The organism is Streptomyces herbicida (genome assembly GCF_032656585.1).
Taxonomy (GTDB): domain Bacteria; phylum Actinomycetota; class Actinomycetes; order Streptomycetales; family Streptomycetaceae; genus Streptomyces; species Streptomyces herbicida.
The window spans coordinates 216,082-232,170 of the sequence record NZ_JAUYWJ010000005.1; the positions used below are offsets into that span (position 1 = coordinate 216,082).

13 protein-coding genes are annotated in these 16,089 nt (G+C 71.1%); 2 read left to right on the top strand and 11 right to left on the bottom strand.

The features are described from left to right. Nucleotides 1-6: 6 nt before the first annotated feature. The 9 genes from Q8A52_RS13240 to Q8A52_RS13280 all read right to left on the bottom strand — a co-directional run bounded on the left by Q8A52_RS13240 (nucleotide 7) and on the right by Q8A52_RS13280 (nucleotide 10,558). Entirely contained in the window at nucleotides 7-411 is a 405-nt protein-coding gene (locus tag Q8A52_RS13240) for a nuclear transport factor 2 family protein (RefSeq protein WP_316751397.1), read from the bottom strand. Next, nucleotides 408-2,591, bottom strand: coding sequence for an aminotransferase class III-fold pyridoxal phosphate-dependent enzyme (locus Q8A52_RS13245; protein WP_316751399.1), 2,184 nt, complete (start codon nucleotides 2,589-2,591; stop codon nucleotides 408-410). The genes Q8A52_RS13240 and Q8A52_RS13245 overlap by 4 nt, the downstream gene beginning before the upstream one ends. A 166-nt stretch (nucleotides 2,592-2,757) precedes the next feature. Next, entirely contained in the window at nucleotides 2,758-4,629 is a 1,872-nt protein-coding gene (locus Q8A52_RS13250; protein ID WP_316751401.1) for a beta-galactosidase, read from the bottom strand. After that, the gene (locus tag Q8A52_RS13255; RefSeq protein WP_316751403.1) at nucleotides 4,626-5,663 is read right to left on the bottom strand and encodes a zinc-dependent alcohol dehydrogenase; all 1,038 of its coding nucleotides are present in this window, start codon (nucleotides 5,661-5,663) and stop codon (nucleotides 4,626-4,628) included. Before Q8A52_RS13255 ends, Q8A52_RS13250 begins: the two co-directional genes overlap by 4 nt. Beyond that, on the bottom strand, nucleotides 5,660-6,613 hold the full coding sequence (locus tag Q8A52_RS13260; protein ID WP_316751405.1) for an inositol monophosphatase family protein: 954 nt from the start codon (nucleotides 6,611-6,613) through the stop codon (nucleotides 5,660-5,662). The genes Q8A52_RS13255 and Q8A52_RS13260 overlap by 4 nt, the downstream gene beginning before the upstream one ends. Continuing rightward, a complete protein-coding gene (locus Q8A52_RS13265) occupies nucleotides 6,610-7,920 on the bottom strand; it encodes an aspartate aminotransferase family protein (RefSeq protein WP_316751407.1) in 1,311 nt (436 codons plus the stop codon). Before Q8A52_RS13265 ends, Q8A52_RS13260 begins: the two co-directional genes overlap by 4 nt. A 195-nt stretch (nucleotides 7,921-8,115) precedes the next feature. Continuing rightward, nucleotides 8,116-8,727 carry a GPP34 family phosphoprotein gene (locus Q8A52_RS13270; protein WP_316751409.1) on the bottom strand — a complete coding sequence of 204 codons (612 nt, stop codon included), beginning with the start codon at nucleotides 8,725-8,727 and terminating at the stop codon, nucleotides 8,116-8,118. Further along, the gene (locus tag Q8A52_RS13275; RefSeq protein WP_316751410.1) at nucleotides 8,724-9,329 is read right to left on the bottom strand and encodes an HAD family hydrolase; all 606 of its coding nucleotides are present in this window, start codon (nucleotides 9,327-9,329) and stop codon (nucleotides 8,724-8,726) included. Before Q8A52_RS13275 ends, Q8A52_RS13270 begins: the two co-directional genes overlap by 4 nt. Beyond that, nucleotides 9,326-10,558: an MFS transporter gene (locus Q8A52_RS13280; RefSeq protein WP_316751412.1), complete on the bottom strand. Its 1,233-nt coding sequence runs from the start codon at nucleotides 10,556-10,558 to the stop codon at nucleotides 9,326-9,328. The genes Q8A52_RS13275 and Q8A52_RS13280 overlap by 4 nt, the downstream gene beginning before the upstream one ends. Nucleotides 10,559-10,721: 163 nt before the next feature. On the opposite strand from Q8A52_RS13280, the gene Q8A52_RS13285 reads away from it, so the two are divergent. Further along, entirely contained in the window at nucleotides 10,722-11,486 is a 765-nt protein-coding gene (locus tag Q8A52_RS13285) for a DeoR/GlpR family DNA-binding transcription regulator (RefSeq protein ID WP_316751414.1), read from the top strand. A gap of 185 nt (nucleotides 11,487-11,671) precedes the next feature. Next, nucleotides 11,672-13,303: a sigma-70 family RNA polymerase sigma factor gene (locus Q8A52_RS13290; RefSeq protein WP_316751416.1), complete on the top strand. Its 1,632-nt coding sequence runs from the start codon at nucleotides 11,672-11,674 to the stop codon at nucleotides 13,301-13,303. Nucleotides 13,304-13,326: 23 nt separating this feature from the next. Here the strand turns inward: Q8A52_RS13290 and Q8A52_RS13295 are convergent, their stop codons facing one another. Both Q8A52_RS13295 and Q8A52_RS13300 read right to left on the bottom strand, forming a co-directional pair. Then, nucleotides 13,327-14,760, bottom strand: a complete 1,434-nt coding sequence (locus tag Q8A52_RS13295; protein WP_316751418.1) for an aminobutyraldehyde dehydrogenase — start codon at nucleotides 14,758-14,760, stop codon at nucleotides 13,327-13,329. Further along, a complete protein-coding gene (locus Q8A52_RS13300) occupies nucleotides 14,753-16,072 on the bottom strand; it encodes a flavin monoamine oxidase family protein (RefSeq protein WP_316751420.1) in 1,320 nt (439 codons plus the stop codon). The genes Q8A52_RS13295 and Q8A52_RS13300 overlap by 8 nt, the downstream gene beginning before the upstream one ends. Between the last annotated feature and the right edge of the window lie 17 nt (nucleotides 16,073-16,089).

Below are 16,089 nucleotides of genomic sequence, written 5' to 3' on the forward strand. Positions count from 1 at the left end.
CTTGGCTCAGTGCTCCCCGCCGAGGGCCTCGACCACGCTGGCGGTGTCGTAGAGGTCCAGGTAGCGGCAGATCAGACCGTCGCGCACGGTGAAGACGTTCATCCACTCGGCTTCGTAGCGGCGGTCGTTGGCCAGCACCCGGGTGCGGCTGACACCGAGGACGACGACTCGGTCGCCCGCGTCCAGGTAGTCGTACGGCACGCACTCCTGCACCTGGATCAGGTCGCGCACGATGGAGAAGAACTGCCGGAATCCCTCGACGCCCCAGTAGACGCCCGCCCAGGGCAGGGACTTCGGGCCGTGGTAGATCCACTCGAAGTCGTCGGTGAGGAGATCCTCGATGTCCGTCAGCCGTCCCTCGTCGAAGAGCTGGAAGAAACGGCGGACGACGTCGACGTTCTGCCGGCTCATGCGGTGCTCCTCGCTGTGGTCAGGGCGCGCACGAAGGCGCGTGCCCGCTCCCCGAGGTGGAAGAGGCCCACCTGGGCGAGAAGGCGGTGGGGGGAGGTGCGGGAGAGTTCCCGGGCCGCACGCATCACCTGACGGATCTCGTCCTCGGTGGCGACCAGCGGCAGCAGGAAGACGTCGTAGACGACGAAGGCCCTGGCCCGGGTGATCCACCAGATGATCAGAGCGAAGGTCATCCACTCGCCCCCGGGATCGACGATGCGGCGCAGCGGTCCGGGCACGCGGGGTTCGAAGCGGCCCAGCAGGCCTTCGGCGAAGCGGCGCCCGACGACGCCGGCCGGTCCGGTGTCCATCGCGGCGATCCCCTCGTCCACCACGGCGGACAGGGCCGCCACCCGTCGCTCCAGCTGCAGCGCGTCGACCTGGGCGACGGCCTGCAGGGAGAAGTGGGCGCCGAGTTGGTGGGCGTGCTCGGTGCGCAGCTCCTGGACGAGCAGGGGGTCGGTGCGGCGGGCGGCCTCGTGGACGGCGTCGGACACCAGGGCGGCCCCGGTGGGGAAGCAGCCGTAGCTGAGCGCCTTCGACAGGCTCATCAGGTCGATCCCGGGCAGCCTGCCCCGGTGCGCGAACCGGGTGCCGCAGCGGTAGTACGAGGTGAGGACCTCGTCGACGCCGACCAGGTACCCGTGCCGCTCACGGCCCTCGGAGACGGCGTCGAGGAGCGGGGACGGGATGGGGGCGTAGGAGTCGGAGCTGCCGTGGACGAGTTCGATCCAGACCAGCCCGACCTCTCCGGTCGCCGCCTCCTTGCGGAACTCCTCGGCGGCGTGCGGGGTGTACGGGTCGATGTAGCGGATGTTTTCGTACAGCGGCCCGAACGGGGCCCGGGTACGCTCGGCGGCGGTGGCCAGCAGGGACACCAGGGTCTTACCGCCGTAGTTGTGCTTGAAGACCACGATGCGGCGCCGCGTGGGGCGGGCCAGCCGGGCCAGGACGAGCGCGCTCTCCACCGCGGAGGCGCCGCTGACGGCGGGAAAGGCGTGCGGCAGCCCGGTGTCCCGGGCGAGGACGCGCTGGAGTTCGGCGACGTAGTCGCGTTCCGGGTCGTGCCTGCGGACGACGTCGGTGAGCGCGTCGGCGGGATTGTGGCCGCCCACGCCGAGGCCCGCGCCGCACAGCCCGTCGACGAGGTCGAGGCGGCGGCCCGAGTCCAGCTCCACGGTGAGCCGCGAACCCTTGGCCCGTACGACGTGCAGGGCTCCGCGCAGTTTGCGGTGCATCCGGACGGTCATCGGGTTGACGTGCATGGCGTAGAGGTCGAGGGTGCGCTGCCAGTCGTCGGCGGTGGCCGCCAGGACGCGGTGCACGGGGTGCCGTTCGTCCCAGCGGCTCAGCAGCCGGGCTTTGACCACGCGCATGGCGACGGTGTTGCCGCCGTAGGTGTTGGAGTGCAGGAAGCCGGTCGAGGGGGTGGACCAGGGCGCGAACAGGTCGGGGCTGCCCGCGAAGGCGCCGAAGGGCACCTCGTGGCCGGTGAGCGACTCCCCGAGGACGAACAGGTCGGGCCGCAGGGCCCGGACGGTGTCGCAGGACGGGGTGAGCGGGTCGATGTCGGACAGGTCCAGGGCGATGCGGGTGCCGCGGCCCCGGATGTCGTGGACGAGCGCGGCCAGGTCGGCCAGCTCGTCCGCGTCGAGTCGCTCCGTGCCGCGCAGCACCAGGCCGCAGTGGTCGGCGCCGGCCGCCGCCGTGCGCAGGGCGGCGATGTCGCCGTGGCTGTGGAGTCCGGGGGCGAGCGCCCGGTCGGGGCCGTCGCCGAGTGGGTCGGCGCGGCGGGTGAGGGTGCCGTCGGGGTCGAGAACGAGGACGCGTCCGCGGTGCCGGGCCGCGGAGCCGGCCGCGCGGTGGCGCAGCAGCTTGACCGCTCCATGGAGGGCTTCGTACCGCGAGTTGGCGAAGAAGCAGCGGTAGGCGGCCGGGGTCCCGGGCCCGCCGAGTTCGCGCAGGAACTCGCTGATGAGGTGGCCCGCGTGGGCGGAGTCGGCGGTCACGAACCAGGAGGGCATCGCGAAGATCGGATGCTCCTGCTCGACGATGTCGGAGAGGATGGCGAGGGTGTCGCGGCCCGCAGGGCGGAACAGGGTGGTGGCCGTGGCGGATGCGACGTCGTGGTTCTGGAACAAGGCGGCACCTGGGCTCGAATCGGGTTCGGGCGGGTTCGTCGGTCCGCGGCCCCGTCGTCGAACTCCCTTCTGCCCCGCGAGGAGTTGGACGACAGGGCCGCGGGAGCGGGCGACGGGAGAGCGTTGTCAGGCGCGTTCTCCCGCCGCCCGCGTTCTCAGGAGGCCGTCACGCGTGCGCGTCGGCCTGCTCGCCGCCCCAGGTCAGGGTGACGGCGGCGGTGGAAGGTGCGGTGGGCGTCGCCAGCCAGCCCAGGAGCGTGTCTCCCCAGCAGACGGCGAGCGCCGCGGTCCCCGCGGGCAGATCTACGGCCCAGTCGCCGTCGGCGCCGGTGATCCGGTCGTCCGCGCCGGTGGGGTTGAAGACGCCGATCACGCGCGTCCCGTCGGAGCCCGTCCTGGTGAGGGCGACGGCGCGGCGGTGGGCGGACGTCCAGCGCGGGGCGTCCGTGCCCAGCCCGGCGATGAAGCCGGCCACGGCACCGTAGGCGGGGACGCCCGCGGCGACGGTGAGTTCGCCGGGTGCGCTGCTCGCGCCGGGGTGGCCCGCGCGCAGCACACCGAGGGGCCCGGTGGCGTCCTGGGCGGTGCGGTGCGGCGCCTCGTCGAGCCAGCGCAGGCCGACCAGCCGGTGGGTGTCCCGCAGCTGCTCGTGGACGGCCTCGGTGAGTTCCCGCAGTACGGTCTTCCCCTCCCGCTGCCAGGCGCCGGCCTCGGCCAGGGCGCGGTCGACGAGCAGGTCCGCGTCGCGGTCGAGCCGGCTGTCGGCCAGGGCCGCGCCGTGGCGGTCGAGGAAGCGGGTGAGCAGCCGCAGGCTCTCCGCGGTGGGGTTGTGCTCGCCGGTCTCCGTGAGGGGCGCACCGGGGCAGTACGGCGGAGCGTGGAGGGCGGGGTCGACGCCTTCGGCACGCAGCCCCTGCGGGTCCATGTCGATCAGCTCGCCCCAGGTGCCCGCCGCGCAGGCGGTGTAGACGCTGACCGTGGTGGACCCCAGCATCAGCGCCAGCAGGGCGTTGAACAGGGGCGTGCGCGGGCCGGCGAATGTCTCGTCGTCCCAGGTGAAGCCCCAGTTGGCCTCGAGCACATCGGTGTCGCCCAGCAGGATCTCGCCGAGGTGCGTGGCAAAGGCCTCGGGGCTCTGCGCCGGGTTGCCCACCCACTCGGTGTGCCCGATCAGATGCCGGGAGCCCTTGAGGGCGCGGTGGCGGGCGCCCCAGGCGTCGATGGCCGCGTCCGGTCCCGTGGCGCGGGCCAGGGGCACGTTGGCCACCCGGGCCGGGCCCACCGGGAACAGGTCGGAGATCCAGTCCCACAGGCCGGCGACGGCCTCGCCGGACCAACGCGACCACAGCAGGCGCAGTCCGCTGGGCCAGTCGGCGAGGTCGTCGCCGGTGCGCGCCGCCTCGTCGGCCAGTCCACGGGCGGACAGCCACCGCGCGAACTCCTCGCGGGCCGCCGGGGAGGCGTCCTGGGCGTCGATGGCGATGTGCACGTCGCCGGACATGCCCTCGTTGCCGAGCTGGAGCGCGACGACCGGGCCCCGGGGGGCGGCCGTGGGGGACACGACCTCGTCGGCCACGGACCGCAGCCAGGTGGCGACCTCTTCCTTGACGGCCGGGTCGAGAAGGCTGGGCAACGGCTTGGCCTGGGAGGTGAGCAGGTCGCCGTTCAGCCCCTGGTAGGGCGTGTGGCCCGCGCCGCACAGCCGGTCGGGGAGCCCGCCGAGCTGTACTTCCGCGTGGATGAAGGGGCCGGGTTTGACCAGGACGGCCAGGCCGGCCTCGGCGGCGAGGCCGATCAGTCCGACGACGTCGCGCTGCGGGTCGGTCTTGCCCCGAAAGTCGAACGCGCGCTGCTCGCCCTCGCCGGTCTCGTGGAACCGCCAGGGCAGGTAGAACGAGACGACGTCGACACCCAGGGAGCGCAACTCCCTCAGGTTGCCGGCCCAGTTGGCCGGGTCGGCCCGGTAGTAGGGGTACTCGCCGATGACGACGGGGCGGTCCGTGCCGGGGATCAGGGCCCTGTTCAGCCGGGCGCTCATACGGTGCCCCCGTCCTGGTCCGGTATGAGGACGACCTTGAGCGCGGAGTAGTCGGCGCCCGGCACGGCGGCGAGGGCCTTGAAGGCCTCCGTGTGGCCCTCCAGCGGGAAGCGGTGGGTGATCAGCCGCTCCAGCGGGATCGACCGGGCCAGCTCGACGGCCTTGGGGAAGATCATGCTGTTGTAGTCGCCGGCGCCGATGATCTGCAGGCCGCGCTGGAGGATCTCCAGCGGGCGCACGGTCGCGGTGGCGTTGCTGTTGAAGCCCATGACGACGACCCGGCCCCGCTGGGCGGCGTAACCGAGGCTCTGCTCGAGGAGATTGCCGACGGAGTCGACGACCAGGTGCGCGCGGTGGGTGAGTTCCGCGTCGTCCGGGGCGTGGACGGTGATCCGGCCCTCGAACTCGGGCGCGGCGAAGATCTCCCGGTCGAGCGACTGGCGGACCGGGTCGGGCTCGACGACCAGGACCCGGGCGCCGTAGCGGGCGGCGGCCATGGCGGTGACGGCGCCCATCGGTCCGCCACCGACGATCACCGCGGTCTCGCCCGGCTGCAGCCGGCCGGCCTCGACGTTGTTGAGGGCGCAGGCGAGCGGTTCGACCACGACGGCCCGGTCGAAGCTCATCCCGTCGGGTATCGCGTGACAGAACAGCTCGGGCAGGCGCATGAACTCGGCGAAGGAACCGTCGTAGTCGAGCCCGACCTCGGTGCCGGCCTTGTTGCCGCAGAAGTTCCAGTGCCCTTCCAGGCACGTGGCGCAACTGCCGCAGTACAGGGTGGGGTTGACGATGACACGGTCACCGGGCGCGAAGCGGGTCACGCCGGGGCCCGCGGTCTCGACGACGCCTACGGCCTCGTGTCCCATCACGACCCCGGCCTCGGCCGGGAACTTGCCGACGAGCACGCTGCGGTCGGTGCCGCAGATACCGCTCTGGACGATGCGGATGACGACGTCCGTCGCCTCGCGTGGTTCCGGCTTGGGCCGGTCGACCAGCTCCAGAGAGCGGTCTTCGGTCAGCGTGAGCGCCTTCATGCGTCCCCCTTGGCGGCCGCGGCGGTGCCACGGCCCGGTTCCCAGCGGATGGAGTCGAGGAGTTGCCTGTGCAGTTCGGGCGTCGCCGCGGCGATGCACGACTTCTGGTTCAGCGGGCCGAGGTCGACCAGCGAGGTCGCGCCCAGGTCGTCGCCGTAGGCGTCGGTGATCACGACACCGGCCTGCTTGGCGAGGTAGACCGCGGCGGCGATGTCGTACGGGAACAGGTGCAGGATCGAGCCGCGTCCGACACGCAGGAACTCGGCCTCGGTGTCGGGGTGGTCACGCAGGATCCGGTTGCCGATGTCGACGTAGGCGTCGAGCTGTCCGGTGATGATGCGGGAGATCGAGAAGCTGGCGCTGTTGAAGACGAACACGCCGCCGGTGTTGGAAGACCGGTCCACGAGGTGGGAGTAGGCCGCGTCCATCAGGTGCATGGGGTGGCCGTTGAACTCGATGGACCAGAACATCTTCGCCAGGTCGGTGGTCAGGCTCAGCCGCGGTACGGCGGTGGGGTGGCCGCCGCTGGAGAGGCCCTCCGTGTCGTCGCCGTAGATCCAGGCGCCGCTCTTGATCTCCAGCAGGCAGGCGGCCGTGACGTCGGCCAGCGTCGGCTTGCCGTCGCCGTAGGGGGCGGCCGCGATGGAGACCACGCCCATCTCGAGGCCGGCCGAGGTGGGGCGGGTGCCGTCGATGGGGTCGACGACAAGCAGATACTGCGGGTCGGGAGCGAGTTCGACGAAGGCGCCGTCCTCGGTGTAGACGGCGACGGGCACCTCGGCGTGGGCGCGCAGGTAGTCCAGGACGGCCTTCTCGGCCACCTCGTCGACGTCGAACTGGGCGTCGCCGCCCGGGGAGTCGCCGTGCACCTGGCGGGCCAGGCCCAGCTGGCCGTAGGTCAGCAGCTCGGCGCGGACGTGTTCGCCGAGACCCTTGAGCAGATTCTTCACTGGGCCAGCTCCGACATGAACAGGTTCTCCAGCTTGTCGCAGATCTCCTCGGCCTGAGCCATCGTCAGGATGAGCGGAGGACGGATCTTGAGGACGTTTCCGTAGCCGTAGCGCGAGGTGCGCAGGATGAGGCCGTGCTCCATGGCCGCGCTCGCCAGGTGGTTGGTGAGCTTCACGGCCGGCTTGCCGTCGGGCTCGCACATCTCGAAGCCGATCATCAGACCGACACCACGGACGTCGCCGATGGCCGGATAGCGCAGCTGCATGTCGCGAAGCCGCTCGAGAATATAGTCTCCGGTATTCCTGACATTCGCGAGGAATTCCGGCTGCCGCACAATGTCGAGGGTGACGTTCGCGGCCGCGGCGGCAAGGAGATTCGAGCCGTAGGTGAAGGAGTGGTGATGCGCGGGAAGCCCGGAAAGGCGGTCATTGGTGATAATGGCCGCGACCTGCGCGCCGGAACCGCCGAGGCCCTTCGCCGTGGTGATGGCGTCCGGCTCGACATCGAAATGCTGGGCCGCGAACATATGCCCCGTGCGGCCGATGCCCGTCTGGATCTCGTCGAAGATGAGGGCGATGTCGTGTTCGTCGCAGAAGGCCCGCAGTTTCTGCATGTACCCGTCCGGCGGCATGATGTTCCCGCCGTTTCCGGAAATCGGCTCGATCAGTACGGCCGCGACCCGGCCGCTGCTCGCGTACTCGATGAAGTCGTCGATGCGGTCGACGCACATCAGGCCGCAGGTCTCCTTCTTCTGCCCGTAGAAGCAGCGGAAGCAGTACGGGTCGGGAACCTGCAGGCTGCCCGGGTACAGCAGCGGGAACGGCTCGCGTCGGAAAGCGTTTCCTGACATCGATGCCATCATCATCGTCTGTCCCACGTGACTGCGGAATAACGTGATGACCTCGGACTTTCCGGTGGCGTGCTGGGCCATCTTGATGGCGCCCTCGTTGGCGGACGACCCGCCGGAGACCTTGGGGTGGACCCGGGTCAGATTGGCCGGGGAGGTCTCCACGAGCCGCTGCACGAGCCCGTTGATCGGATCGCTCTGGTACGAGGAGGTGAGATGGACCACCTTGTCGAGCTGGTCCTTCATCGCCGCGATCACGGCGGGGTGGGAGTAACCGAGGCTGAGGTTGAACGTCGCCGACGCGCAGTCCAGGTAGCGGTTACCGTCGGCATCGTACAGATAGACGCCTTCACCCCGCTCCATCTTTTGTGCGCTGACGGGATAATAGAGGTGGTCGGTCACGGTCTTGGTATCCATCATTTCCCCCTGGGGCAGACGCGAAAGCACATGCCTGTTCACGTTTCTGTATGGTCGAAGAATGGTGCCGGTGAAATCCGGTCGCTGAAACACACCCGCACCATGTGGTGTGCGATGCAGAGGAGACGGGACGGAGTGGAATTGCGATGAGCTCGGAACTCACTCAACATCCCCGCAGCAAGAAGATCATATCGGATCCCTCGCTGGCAAGGAGGGGCGGGAATTCGTTTGCGATGGCTATCCGGGGAACGTCAGAGCGGCGGCGGAAACGGTGATCGAGCGGCGCACCGCGGCCGAGGCACGGCGCAGCGCCCGGCCGGAATGCGGTGCGCCGCGTTCGAGCAGGGCGAGCGCCCGCGCCGCGTGGCGCGCCCGGTCCGGGGGCAGGGCTGCCGGCTGCGCCAGGTGTCCCTGGCGGGCGGCGACCAGCAGCACGACGACCGCCAGGGCCGAGGCGTCCGAGAGGTCGGGCCGTTCGGCGGCGCGCCGCACCCGCGCCCTCGCCTCGCTGATGCGCTCGCCGAGCGTGCCGAGCGCGGCGGCGCCGGCGCACTCCTCCTCGACGTGCCGCAGCGCACCGGGGCCGAGCGACTCCACCCATTCCCAGGGCGGCCGCGCCCGGCCGGCCGCGCCGACGCTGCGGAGCACCTCGCCCTGGACCACGTCATCCGTCGTGCCGCCGCCGTACGGCACGACTCTGTCGTCCAGCAGCTCCAGCCGCCGCGCGAGCGCGAGTTCGTACAGTGCCGCTCCGGCGACCGCGCGTCCGGCTTCGGTGCGGGTGGGCCAAGGCCAGGATCCGCCTTCTCCGGCGCCGCACAGGGCCAGGAGGAGAGGCGTCGGTGTCACCCGGTGTACTCCTCCTCCAGCGCCGCGGCGAGGGTGCCGACGTCCGTGAACACATGGCCGCGCATGCCGACTTCGCGGGCCGCGAGAACGTTGTCAGGACGGTCGTCCACGAAGAGGATCTCCTCGGCAGGCAGCCCCAGTTCGCCCCTGCACCACTCGTAGGCGGCCGCCTCCGGCTTGGCGCTGCCGATCCGGCAGGACAGTCCGACCACGCCGAAGTGTCCGAGCCATTCCTGGGTGGCCTCGTAGTGGACGGCGAGCTCCTCCGGGATGTTGGAGAGAAGTCCCAGGCGTACGCCCCGGCCGGCCAGCTCGGCCAGGAAGTTCACACTCTCCTGGTCGACCTCGCTCCAGCTGGCGAGGTCGGCGGCGATCAGTTCGTCGACCTGCCGGCCCGTGAACGGCGTGCCGAGCCGGTCGCCCACGTTCTTCCAGTAGGCGGGGCCCATGACGTCGCCGCGGTCGTACGGCGCGCGCAGCGACCAGTATGCGTCCCAGAACCGCTTTCCGCTCACGCGGGCTGTTCGTTCGATCACCGCCTGAGACTCTGCGGACTGGACACGGGCCAGGACTCCGAACATGTCGAAGAGGACGGCCTTCACGCCTGCACCTCCGAGGGCTTGGCGGCCCCGGCGGAGCCGGGGCTCGATGCGGGGAGTCCGTTCGGGTCGGGGGCGTTGCTGCGCAGCCAGAAACTGAGCAGCAGGCAGACCCCGGCCAGAGCGAACAGGACGACCGGGAGCGCCTTGACGTCCAGCCCGTCGATGACCACGCCGAGCAGCGGCGGGAAGGCGACACCTCCGATCATCGAGGCTGCCATCACATAGGCACCGGCCGCGGCGACGCTCGGCACCGCCCGGTTCAGCCAGGGCAGACACGTGGGGAAGATCGGCGCGATGGCGAGGCCGACCCCGAAGTAGGCGTACGGCGCTGCCGAGGGGAGGGTCGCGAGCAGCAGGAATCCCGCCATGCCCGCGCAGCAGACGGTGAGGATCGCCGGCGCCGAGAAGCGCAGGCAGAGCGGGACCACGACGAAGCGGCCGATGGTCATGGCGGCCCAGTACGCCGACGTGGCGGTGGCGGCGGTCGCGGCGGCGTAGCCGACGGTCTCCAGATGGGTGGGCTCCCATCCGCCGACCCCGGTCTCGATGGCCACGTGCAGCACGTAGACGCCGATGAACGCGGCGATGATCGGTGCGACGCGCGCACCTGGGCCGGACGCGCCCTCGGCGACGGGCTCGGGCTCCCGTGAGGCCACGCCACCGAGGGTGAACAGGATGAGTACACAGACGGCGGCGACGCCGACGAAGATGCCCCCGTAGTGCTCGGCGCCGAGCCATCCCACCAGGGCGGGCCCCGCGATCGCACCCACACCGAAGTGGCCGTTGAGCAGATTGAGCATCGCGGTGCTGCGGCGGCCGAAGGCGACGGCGAACAGCTGGTTGAGGCCGTAGTCGACGCCACCGAAGCCGAGGCCGATGACGAACGTGCCGACCAGAGCCAGGGGCCAGTTGGGCGCGGTGGCGAAGACGACCGCGCCCAGCGCCATGAGCAGGTACGAGGCGCCGAGCAGGATGCGGTGGCCCAGTCGTGCGCACAGCAGGTGGTAGACGAGCACACCGACCACCGCTGCGGCGAAGTGTCCGCTCAGGCTGAGTCCGGCGACGGCGGGGCTGATGCCGTAGTCCTTGCGCAACGCCGGGATCGCGGGACCGTACAGGGCCTGGAGGGCTCCGATCACCACGAACGCCACGCAGGAGGCGACGATCGCCACGGTCGAGAGTAACGGCTGCGGGGCCCCGGACGGATCGGGTCTGCGGGCTGTGGACATCGAACTCCTCAAGGGACGGTAGTTGAACGCACATCAAACACACATGGGAAGACGCAGGTCAGATGAGCATCACCTCAGAACTCTCTCATGGATCATGTCATCTTGAACAGACGGGGTGTTCATTAGTCGTCGTCCCGCAGGAATGGCCGATACCCTCGCCGACATGAATGTGATGGAGAGACACAACTTCGTGATCGAGATGCTCATGCGCGAGAACCGCGCGACCGTCGCGGACCTCGCCCGCGCGACGGGGGCATCGGAGATGACGGTCCGCCGGGACCTGGAGCTCCTGGAATCGCGCGGTGCCCTGCGCAGAGTGCGCGGCGGCGCGGTGAGCAATCTGCCGGGCGGGGTCGAGCCGCCGTACGCGATCCGCGCGATGTCGGGCATGGAGACGAAGGAGCGGCTCGCGCGCGCCGTGCTGTCGTTGCTGACGGACGGCGAGACGGTCGCCCTGGACACCGGTACGACCCTGGTGGCCGTCGCGAAGGCCATGGAGGACCGGCAGTTCACCGTCACTCCGCTGTCGTTGCACGCGGCCTTCGCCCTGTCCTCGTACCCCGGCATCCAGTTGCTGCTGCCCGGTGGCCAGGTCCGTTCGGGAGAGCTGTCCTTCTACGGCCACACGCCCGCCGAGACCTTCAAGGACCTGTGCTTCGACACGTTCGTGCTGGGCTGCTGCGGGGTGGACCCGGCCCGCGGAGCCACCGCATACAACCTCGACGACGTCCGGGTGAAGCGGGCGGCTCTCGACGCGGCCCAGCGGGTCATCCTGGTGGCCACGGCCGAGAAGCTCGGCCGTACGGCGCTCGGGCGCGTCTGCTCACTGGAGGAGATCGCCCTGGTCGTCACGGACGCGGCACCCGACAACCCGGTGGTCGAGGCGATGCAGGCGCGGGGCGTTCAGGTGGTCCATCCGCAGCCCTGAGCGCAACTCCCCGAAGACCCGCGCGTCGTCCTCCCGTGATGTGACGTCCTCCACTCCCCTCCCTGTGCCCCTGCGGTGAAGCTCTCGTGGAATATGTGTCCGAAGAACTGTTATCCGAGGCTCACCGAGCGATCTCCCATGCATCGGACAGCATCGTTCGGCGTCGAGGACAGGGAAGTTTTTTGATGAGCGCACAGAACACGGCGGAGACCGCGGCACTGGTGACCGCTGCCCGGGAGGGCGACCCCGAGGCTCAGGACGCCCTGGTCAGTGCCTACCTCCCGTTGGTCTACAACATCGTGGGGCGGGCTCTGAACGGCTCGGTCGATGTCGACGACGTGGTGCAGGAGACCATGCTCCGCGCTCTTGACGGGCTGGGCGCACTGCGCACTCCCGAGAGCTTCCGCTCCTGGCTCGTGGCGATCGCGATGAATCAGGTCCGGGCGCACTGGCAGGACCGGCAGGTCGCGCCGGGCGCCGTGGAGGACGCCCAGGACTTCGCGGACCCGGGCGCCGACTTCGTCGACCTGACCATGGTGCAGCTGCAACTGTCCGGCCAGCGCCAGGAGACCGCGCGGGCGACACGCTGGCTGGAGCCGGACGACCGGGGACTGTTGTCGCTGTGGTGGCTGGAGTGCGCCGGTGAACTGACCCGGACCGAGGTCGCAGCGGCCCTGGAACTCTCGCCGCAGCACACGGCGGTCCGGGTGCAACGGATGAAGGCGCAACTGGAAGCCGCCCGCGTCGTGGTCCGGGCGCTCGACGCGCAGCCGCCGTGCGTGGAGCTGCGCGGCATGCTGGGCACTTGGGACGGCCGGGCCTCGGCGCTGTGGCGCAAACGAATAGCCCGGCACGCCCGTGGCTGCGCGCGCTGCTCCGGCCTGTGGAGCGGATTGATGCCGGCCGAGGGACTGCTGGCCGGTCTGGCGCTGGTCGCGGCCGCGCCCGCACTGCTGGAGAAGGTGCTCTCCGCCGCCGGCTCCATGGCACCGGTCGGGTCGGCGTCCCTGCTCGGAGCCTCCGGAAGTCACGCCGTGGCGGGCACGGGAGCCGGACGGCGTGCCACGCGCGGCCGGTCGAACACCCGTGGCGAGGCACGGCGACTCCGGCGCGTCCGGCGCCGGGCCGTCGGCGGTGCTGTGGTGGCGGCCTGTGTGGCGGGTGGCGGCCTGTGGTACTTCGGCACGGACTCCGGGTCCGACGGTTCGACCACCGCGCGGACGGCCGATGCCCCCGTGGTGGACCTCTCGGCCCCGAGCGCCGCCGAGACCTCCCCGTCGGCCTCCGCGTCCCCGTCGCCCTCCGCCTCGAAATCGAAGAAGGCGAGCGCCTCCAAGAGCCCGAAACCCACCAAGAAGAGCGTGCCGCCGACCCGGCAGTCCGCCCGGCCGACCCCGACTCCGGCCAGTACCCCGCAGACCCAGTCGGCGCCGGCGGGCACCGTCGCGCAGGTGGTCGCGCTGGTGAACAAGGAGCGGGCGAACGCAGGCTGCGGTCCCCTCACGGAGAACGCCCAACTGGAGAAGGCCGCGCAGGCCCACTCCGACGACATGGCCGCCCGCAACTTCTTCGACCACACCAACCCGGACGGCGCCGACCCCGGGCAGCGCATCACCGCCGCGGGCTACCGCTGGTCCACCTACGGGGAGAACATCGCCCAGGGCCAGCAGACCCCCCAGTCGGTGATGGACTCCTGGATGAACAGCCCCGGCCACCGCGCCAACATCCTCAACTGCTCGTTCAAGGAGATCGGCGTGGGCGTCCACAAGGGTTCCGGCGGCCCGTGGTGGACCCAGGACTTCGGCGCCAAGCTCTGAGGTGAGGGGCTGCCCGTCGCCCGTCAGAGCATGACGTGCTTGACCTGTGTGTAGTCGAGCAGGCCGGTGAGGGAGAGGTCGCTGCCGTAGCCGGAGTGGCGAACGCCGCCGTGCGGCATCTCCGACACCGTCGTGCCATGGGTGTTGACCCAGACGATGCCGGTGCGCAGCGCGCGGCTCGCGCGCATGGCGCGGTCGTGGTCGCGGGTCCAGACGCTCGCGGCGAGCCCCTGGGGCACGTCGTTCGCCAGGCGGAAGGCCTCCGACTCGTCGGTGAAGGGCTGGACGGTGACGACCGGGCCGAACACCTCGGCCCGTACGATCTCGTCCTCCTGCCGGGCTCCGGCGATCACCGTGGCCTGGTGGAAGTAGCCGGGCCGGTCCAGGCCGGCGCCACCGGTGACCACCTCGGCGTGATCCGGGAGGCGTTCCAACAAGCCCCGCACCGAGGCGAGTTGGGCCGCACTGGCGAGTGGGCCGAAGTCGGCGTGGACGTCGTCCGGGGCGCCGGGGAGCCGCCGGGCCGCCCGGTCGGCGAAGAGGCTCAGGAAGGTGTCGTGGATCCGGTGGTCGACCAGGATCCTGGTCGCGGCCGTGCAGTCCTGGCCCGCGTTGTAGAACGCCAGCGACGACAACTGCTCCACGGTGTCGTCGAGATCGGCGTCCTCGTGGATCAACACCGGTGCGTTGCCGCCGAGTTCGAGGTGCAGCCGCTTGAGGTCGGCGGCCGCCGTCGCGGCGATCTCCTGACCGGCACGCACACTTCCGGTGAGGGCCACCAGCCGTACGTACGGGTGGGCGACCAGCAAGCGCCCGGTGTCGCGGTCGCCGCACACCACATTGAGCACCCCCGGAGGCACATGCTCGGCGGCCAGCCGGGCCAGCAGCGTGGCCGACGACGGTGTGGTGTCGGACGGTTTCAGGACGACGGTGTTGCCGGCGGCGAGCGCGGGTGCGATCTTCCACACGGCCATCATCAGCGGGTAGTTCCACGGGGTGATCTGGGCACAGACACCGACCGGCTCGCGCCGCAGGACGGAGGTGCGGCCCGGTGTGTACTCGGCCGCCGCGGCGCCCGGCAGGTTCCGGGCGGCGCCGGCGAAGTACCGCAACACATCCACGATCGCCGGCAGTTCGTCCGCCAGGAACAGGGCACGCGGCTTGCCCGTGTCGGTCACCTCGGCGCTCGCCAGCGCGTCGGCCTGCCGCTCCAGGGCGTCGGCGATGCGCAACAGCGCGGACTGCCGCTCCGCCGGAGTCGTCGCCGACCAGCCGTGAAAGGCCTCCTCGGCCGCCCGGCAGGCCGCATCGACGTCCTTGGGGCCGGAGAGCGGAGCCGTGCCGTGCGGGAGTCCGGTGGCCGGGTCGACCAGTTGCAGTGTGGCACCGGAGGCGGCCGGCAGGTCCTTGCCGCCGATGTGGTTGAGCACGGTCGTCAGGCGGTCGGTGTCAGCCACGGCGCAGCGCCTCCTCGGCGGCGGCGCGGCCGGTGCGGACGGCGCCTTCCATGTATCCGGCGACCCACTGGTCGGAGCCGCAGACGTAGAACGGCGGTTCGTGGGTGCCGTGCAGTGGTCCCACGGCGGTGACCTCGCCCGGTGGCCACTGGGTGACGTAGCCCTGGGTCCACGGGTCGGTGCCCCACAGCCGCAGATGACAGGCGGTCGGCCGGAGCGCCTCGTCGCCGAACATGGCGGCCATCTCGGCGAGCAGTTCGGGGGTGCGCAGCTGGGGCGGGGTGCCGAGCAGGACGCCGTAGCGCTCGGGCGGGATCAGCGCCGACAGGACGCCCTCGTTCTGCGGCCAGGTGCTGCCCAGCACCCCCTCGGTCTCGGACAGCCCGTTCAGACCCTCGGAGCGCCAGAAGGGGCGGTCGTACACGGCGGCGAACTTCGCCGCCGTGGCGTGGCGTTGGCGGTGCAGGGAGGCGAGCCGGGCCTCGCTCACGCCGCTGACGGCGACCGACCTCAGGGGTCCGACCGGCAGGGCGCTCACCATGGCCGTCGCGGTGAGGACTTCACCGGTGACCAGGCGCACCGCACAGCGGCCGGGGCGGATGTCCAGGGCGGCGACGGGGGAGCCGAGCCGGATGCACGGGCCCAGCTCGCGGCCCATGACCTCGGCGAGCGTCGCCGATCCTTCCGCCAGGCGCAGTCCCTCCCAGTCGTCGTAGTCGTAGTCGCCGGTGCCGGAGCCGGGCACCGCCGCGCTCTTGCGCAGCGCGGCCAGCAGCGAGATCCGCTCGTAGGAGCCGCCCGCCAGGGCGAGTTGGCCGATGTCCCACAGGCGTACGACGGCGGGCGTCGCGTGCCGCGAGCGCAACCAGTCGGCGACGGACAGCCGGTCCAGGGCGGTCGCGTCCGGATGCGACCAGGGGTCGTCGGGGTCGACGGTGGCGGCCAGGGCGGTGAACTCCCCGCTCAGGCGCTTGTGCAGGGTCGCGTCCCCGGGGCCGAACCAGTGCGGCGGATCGCCGACGGAGCGGCCCTCGGGTGTGGCGCGGGTGATGCCGCCCGGCTCCTCGACATAGCTGGGGACCAGTTCGAGGCCGAGTTCCTTGGCGAGTCGGAGATAGGCGGTGTGGCCATGGCCGACCACTTCGCCGCCCAGCTGGACGGTACGGCCGTCGGGTGTGCGGGTCTGCTCGACCCGGCCGCCGACGCGGTCCCGGGCCTCCAGGACGAGCACATCGGTGCCGGCGGAGGCCAGGTCCCGGGCGGCGGCGAGCCCGGCCAGACCGGCACCGAGCACGATCACATCGTGATGCATCAGTTTCGCTTTCGTCA

What these genes read in the sequence shown, in the direction of transcription:
- Q8A52_RS13240 (WP_316751397.1), bottom strand. Translation starts at nt 411, where the DNA reads ATGAGCCGGCAGAACGTCGACGTCGTCCGCCGTTTCTTCCAGCTCTTC.
- Q8A52_RS13250 (WP_316751401.1), bottom strand. Translation starts at nt 4,629, where the DNA reads ATGAGCGCCCGGCTGAACAGGGCCCTGATCCCCGGCACGGACCGCCCC.
- Q8A52_RS13300 (WP_316751420.1), bottom strand. Translation starts at nt 16,072, where the DNA reads ATGCATCACGATGTGATCGTGCTCGGTGCCGGTCTGGCCGGGCTCGCC.
- Q8A52_RS13280 (WP_316751412.1), bottom strand. Translation starts at nt 10,558, where the DNA reads ATGTCCACAGCCCGCAGACCCGATCCGTCCGGGGCCCCGCAGCCGTTA.
- Q8A52_RS13285 (WP_316751414.1), top strand. Translation starts at nt 10,722, where the DNA reads ATGAATGTGATGGAGAGACACAACTTCGTGATCGAGATGCTCATGCGC.
- Q8A52_RS13290 (WP_316751416.1), top strand. Translation starts at nt 11,672, where the DNA reads ATGAGCGCACAGAACACGGCGGAGACCGCGGCACTGGTGACCGCTGCC.
- Q8A52_RS13255 (WP_316751403.1), bottom strand. Translation starts at nt 5,663, where the DNA reads ATGAAGGCGCTCACGCTGACCGAAGACCGCTCTCTGGAGCTGGTCGAC.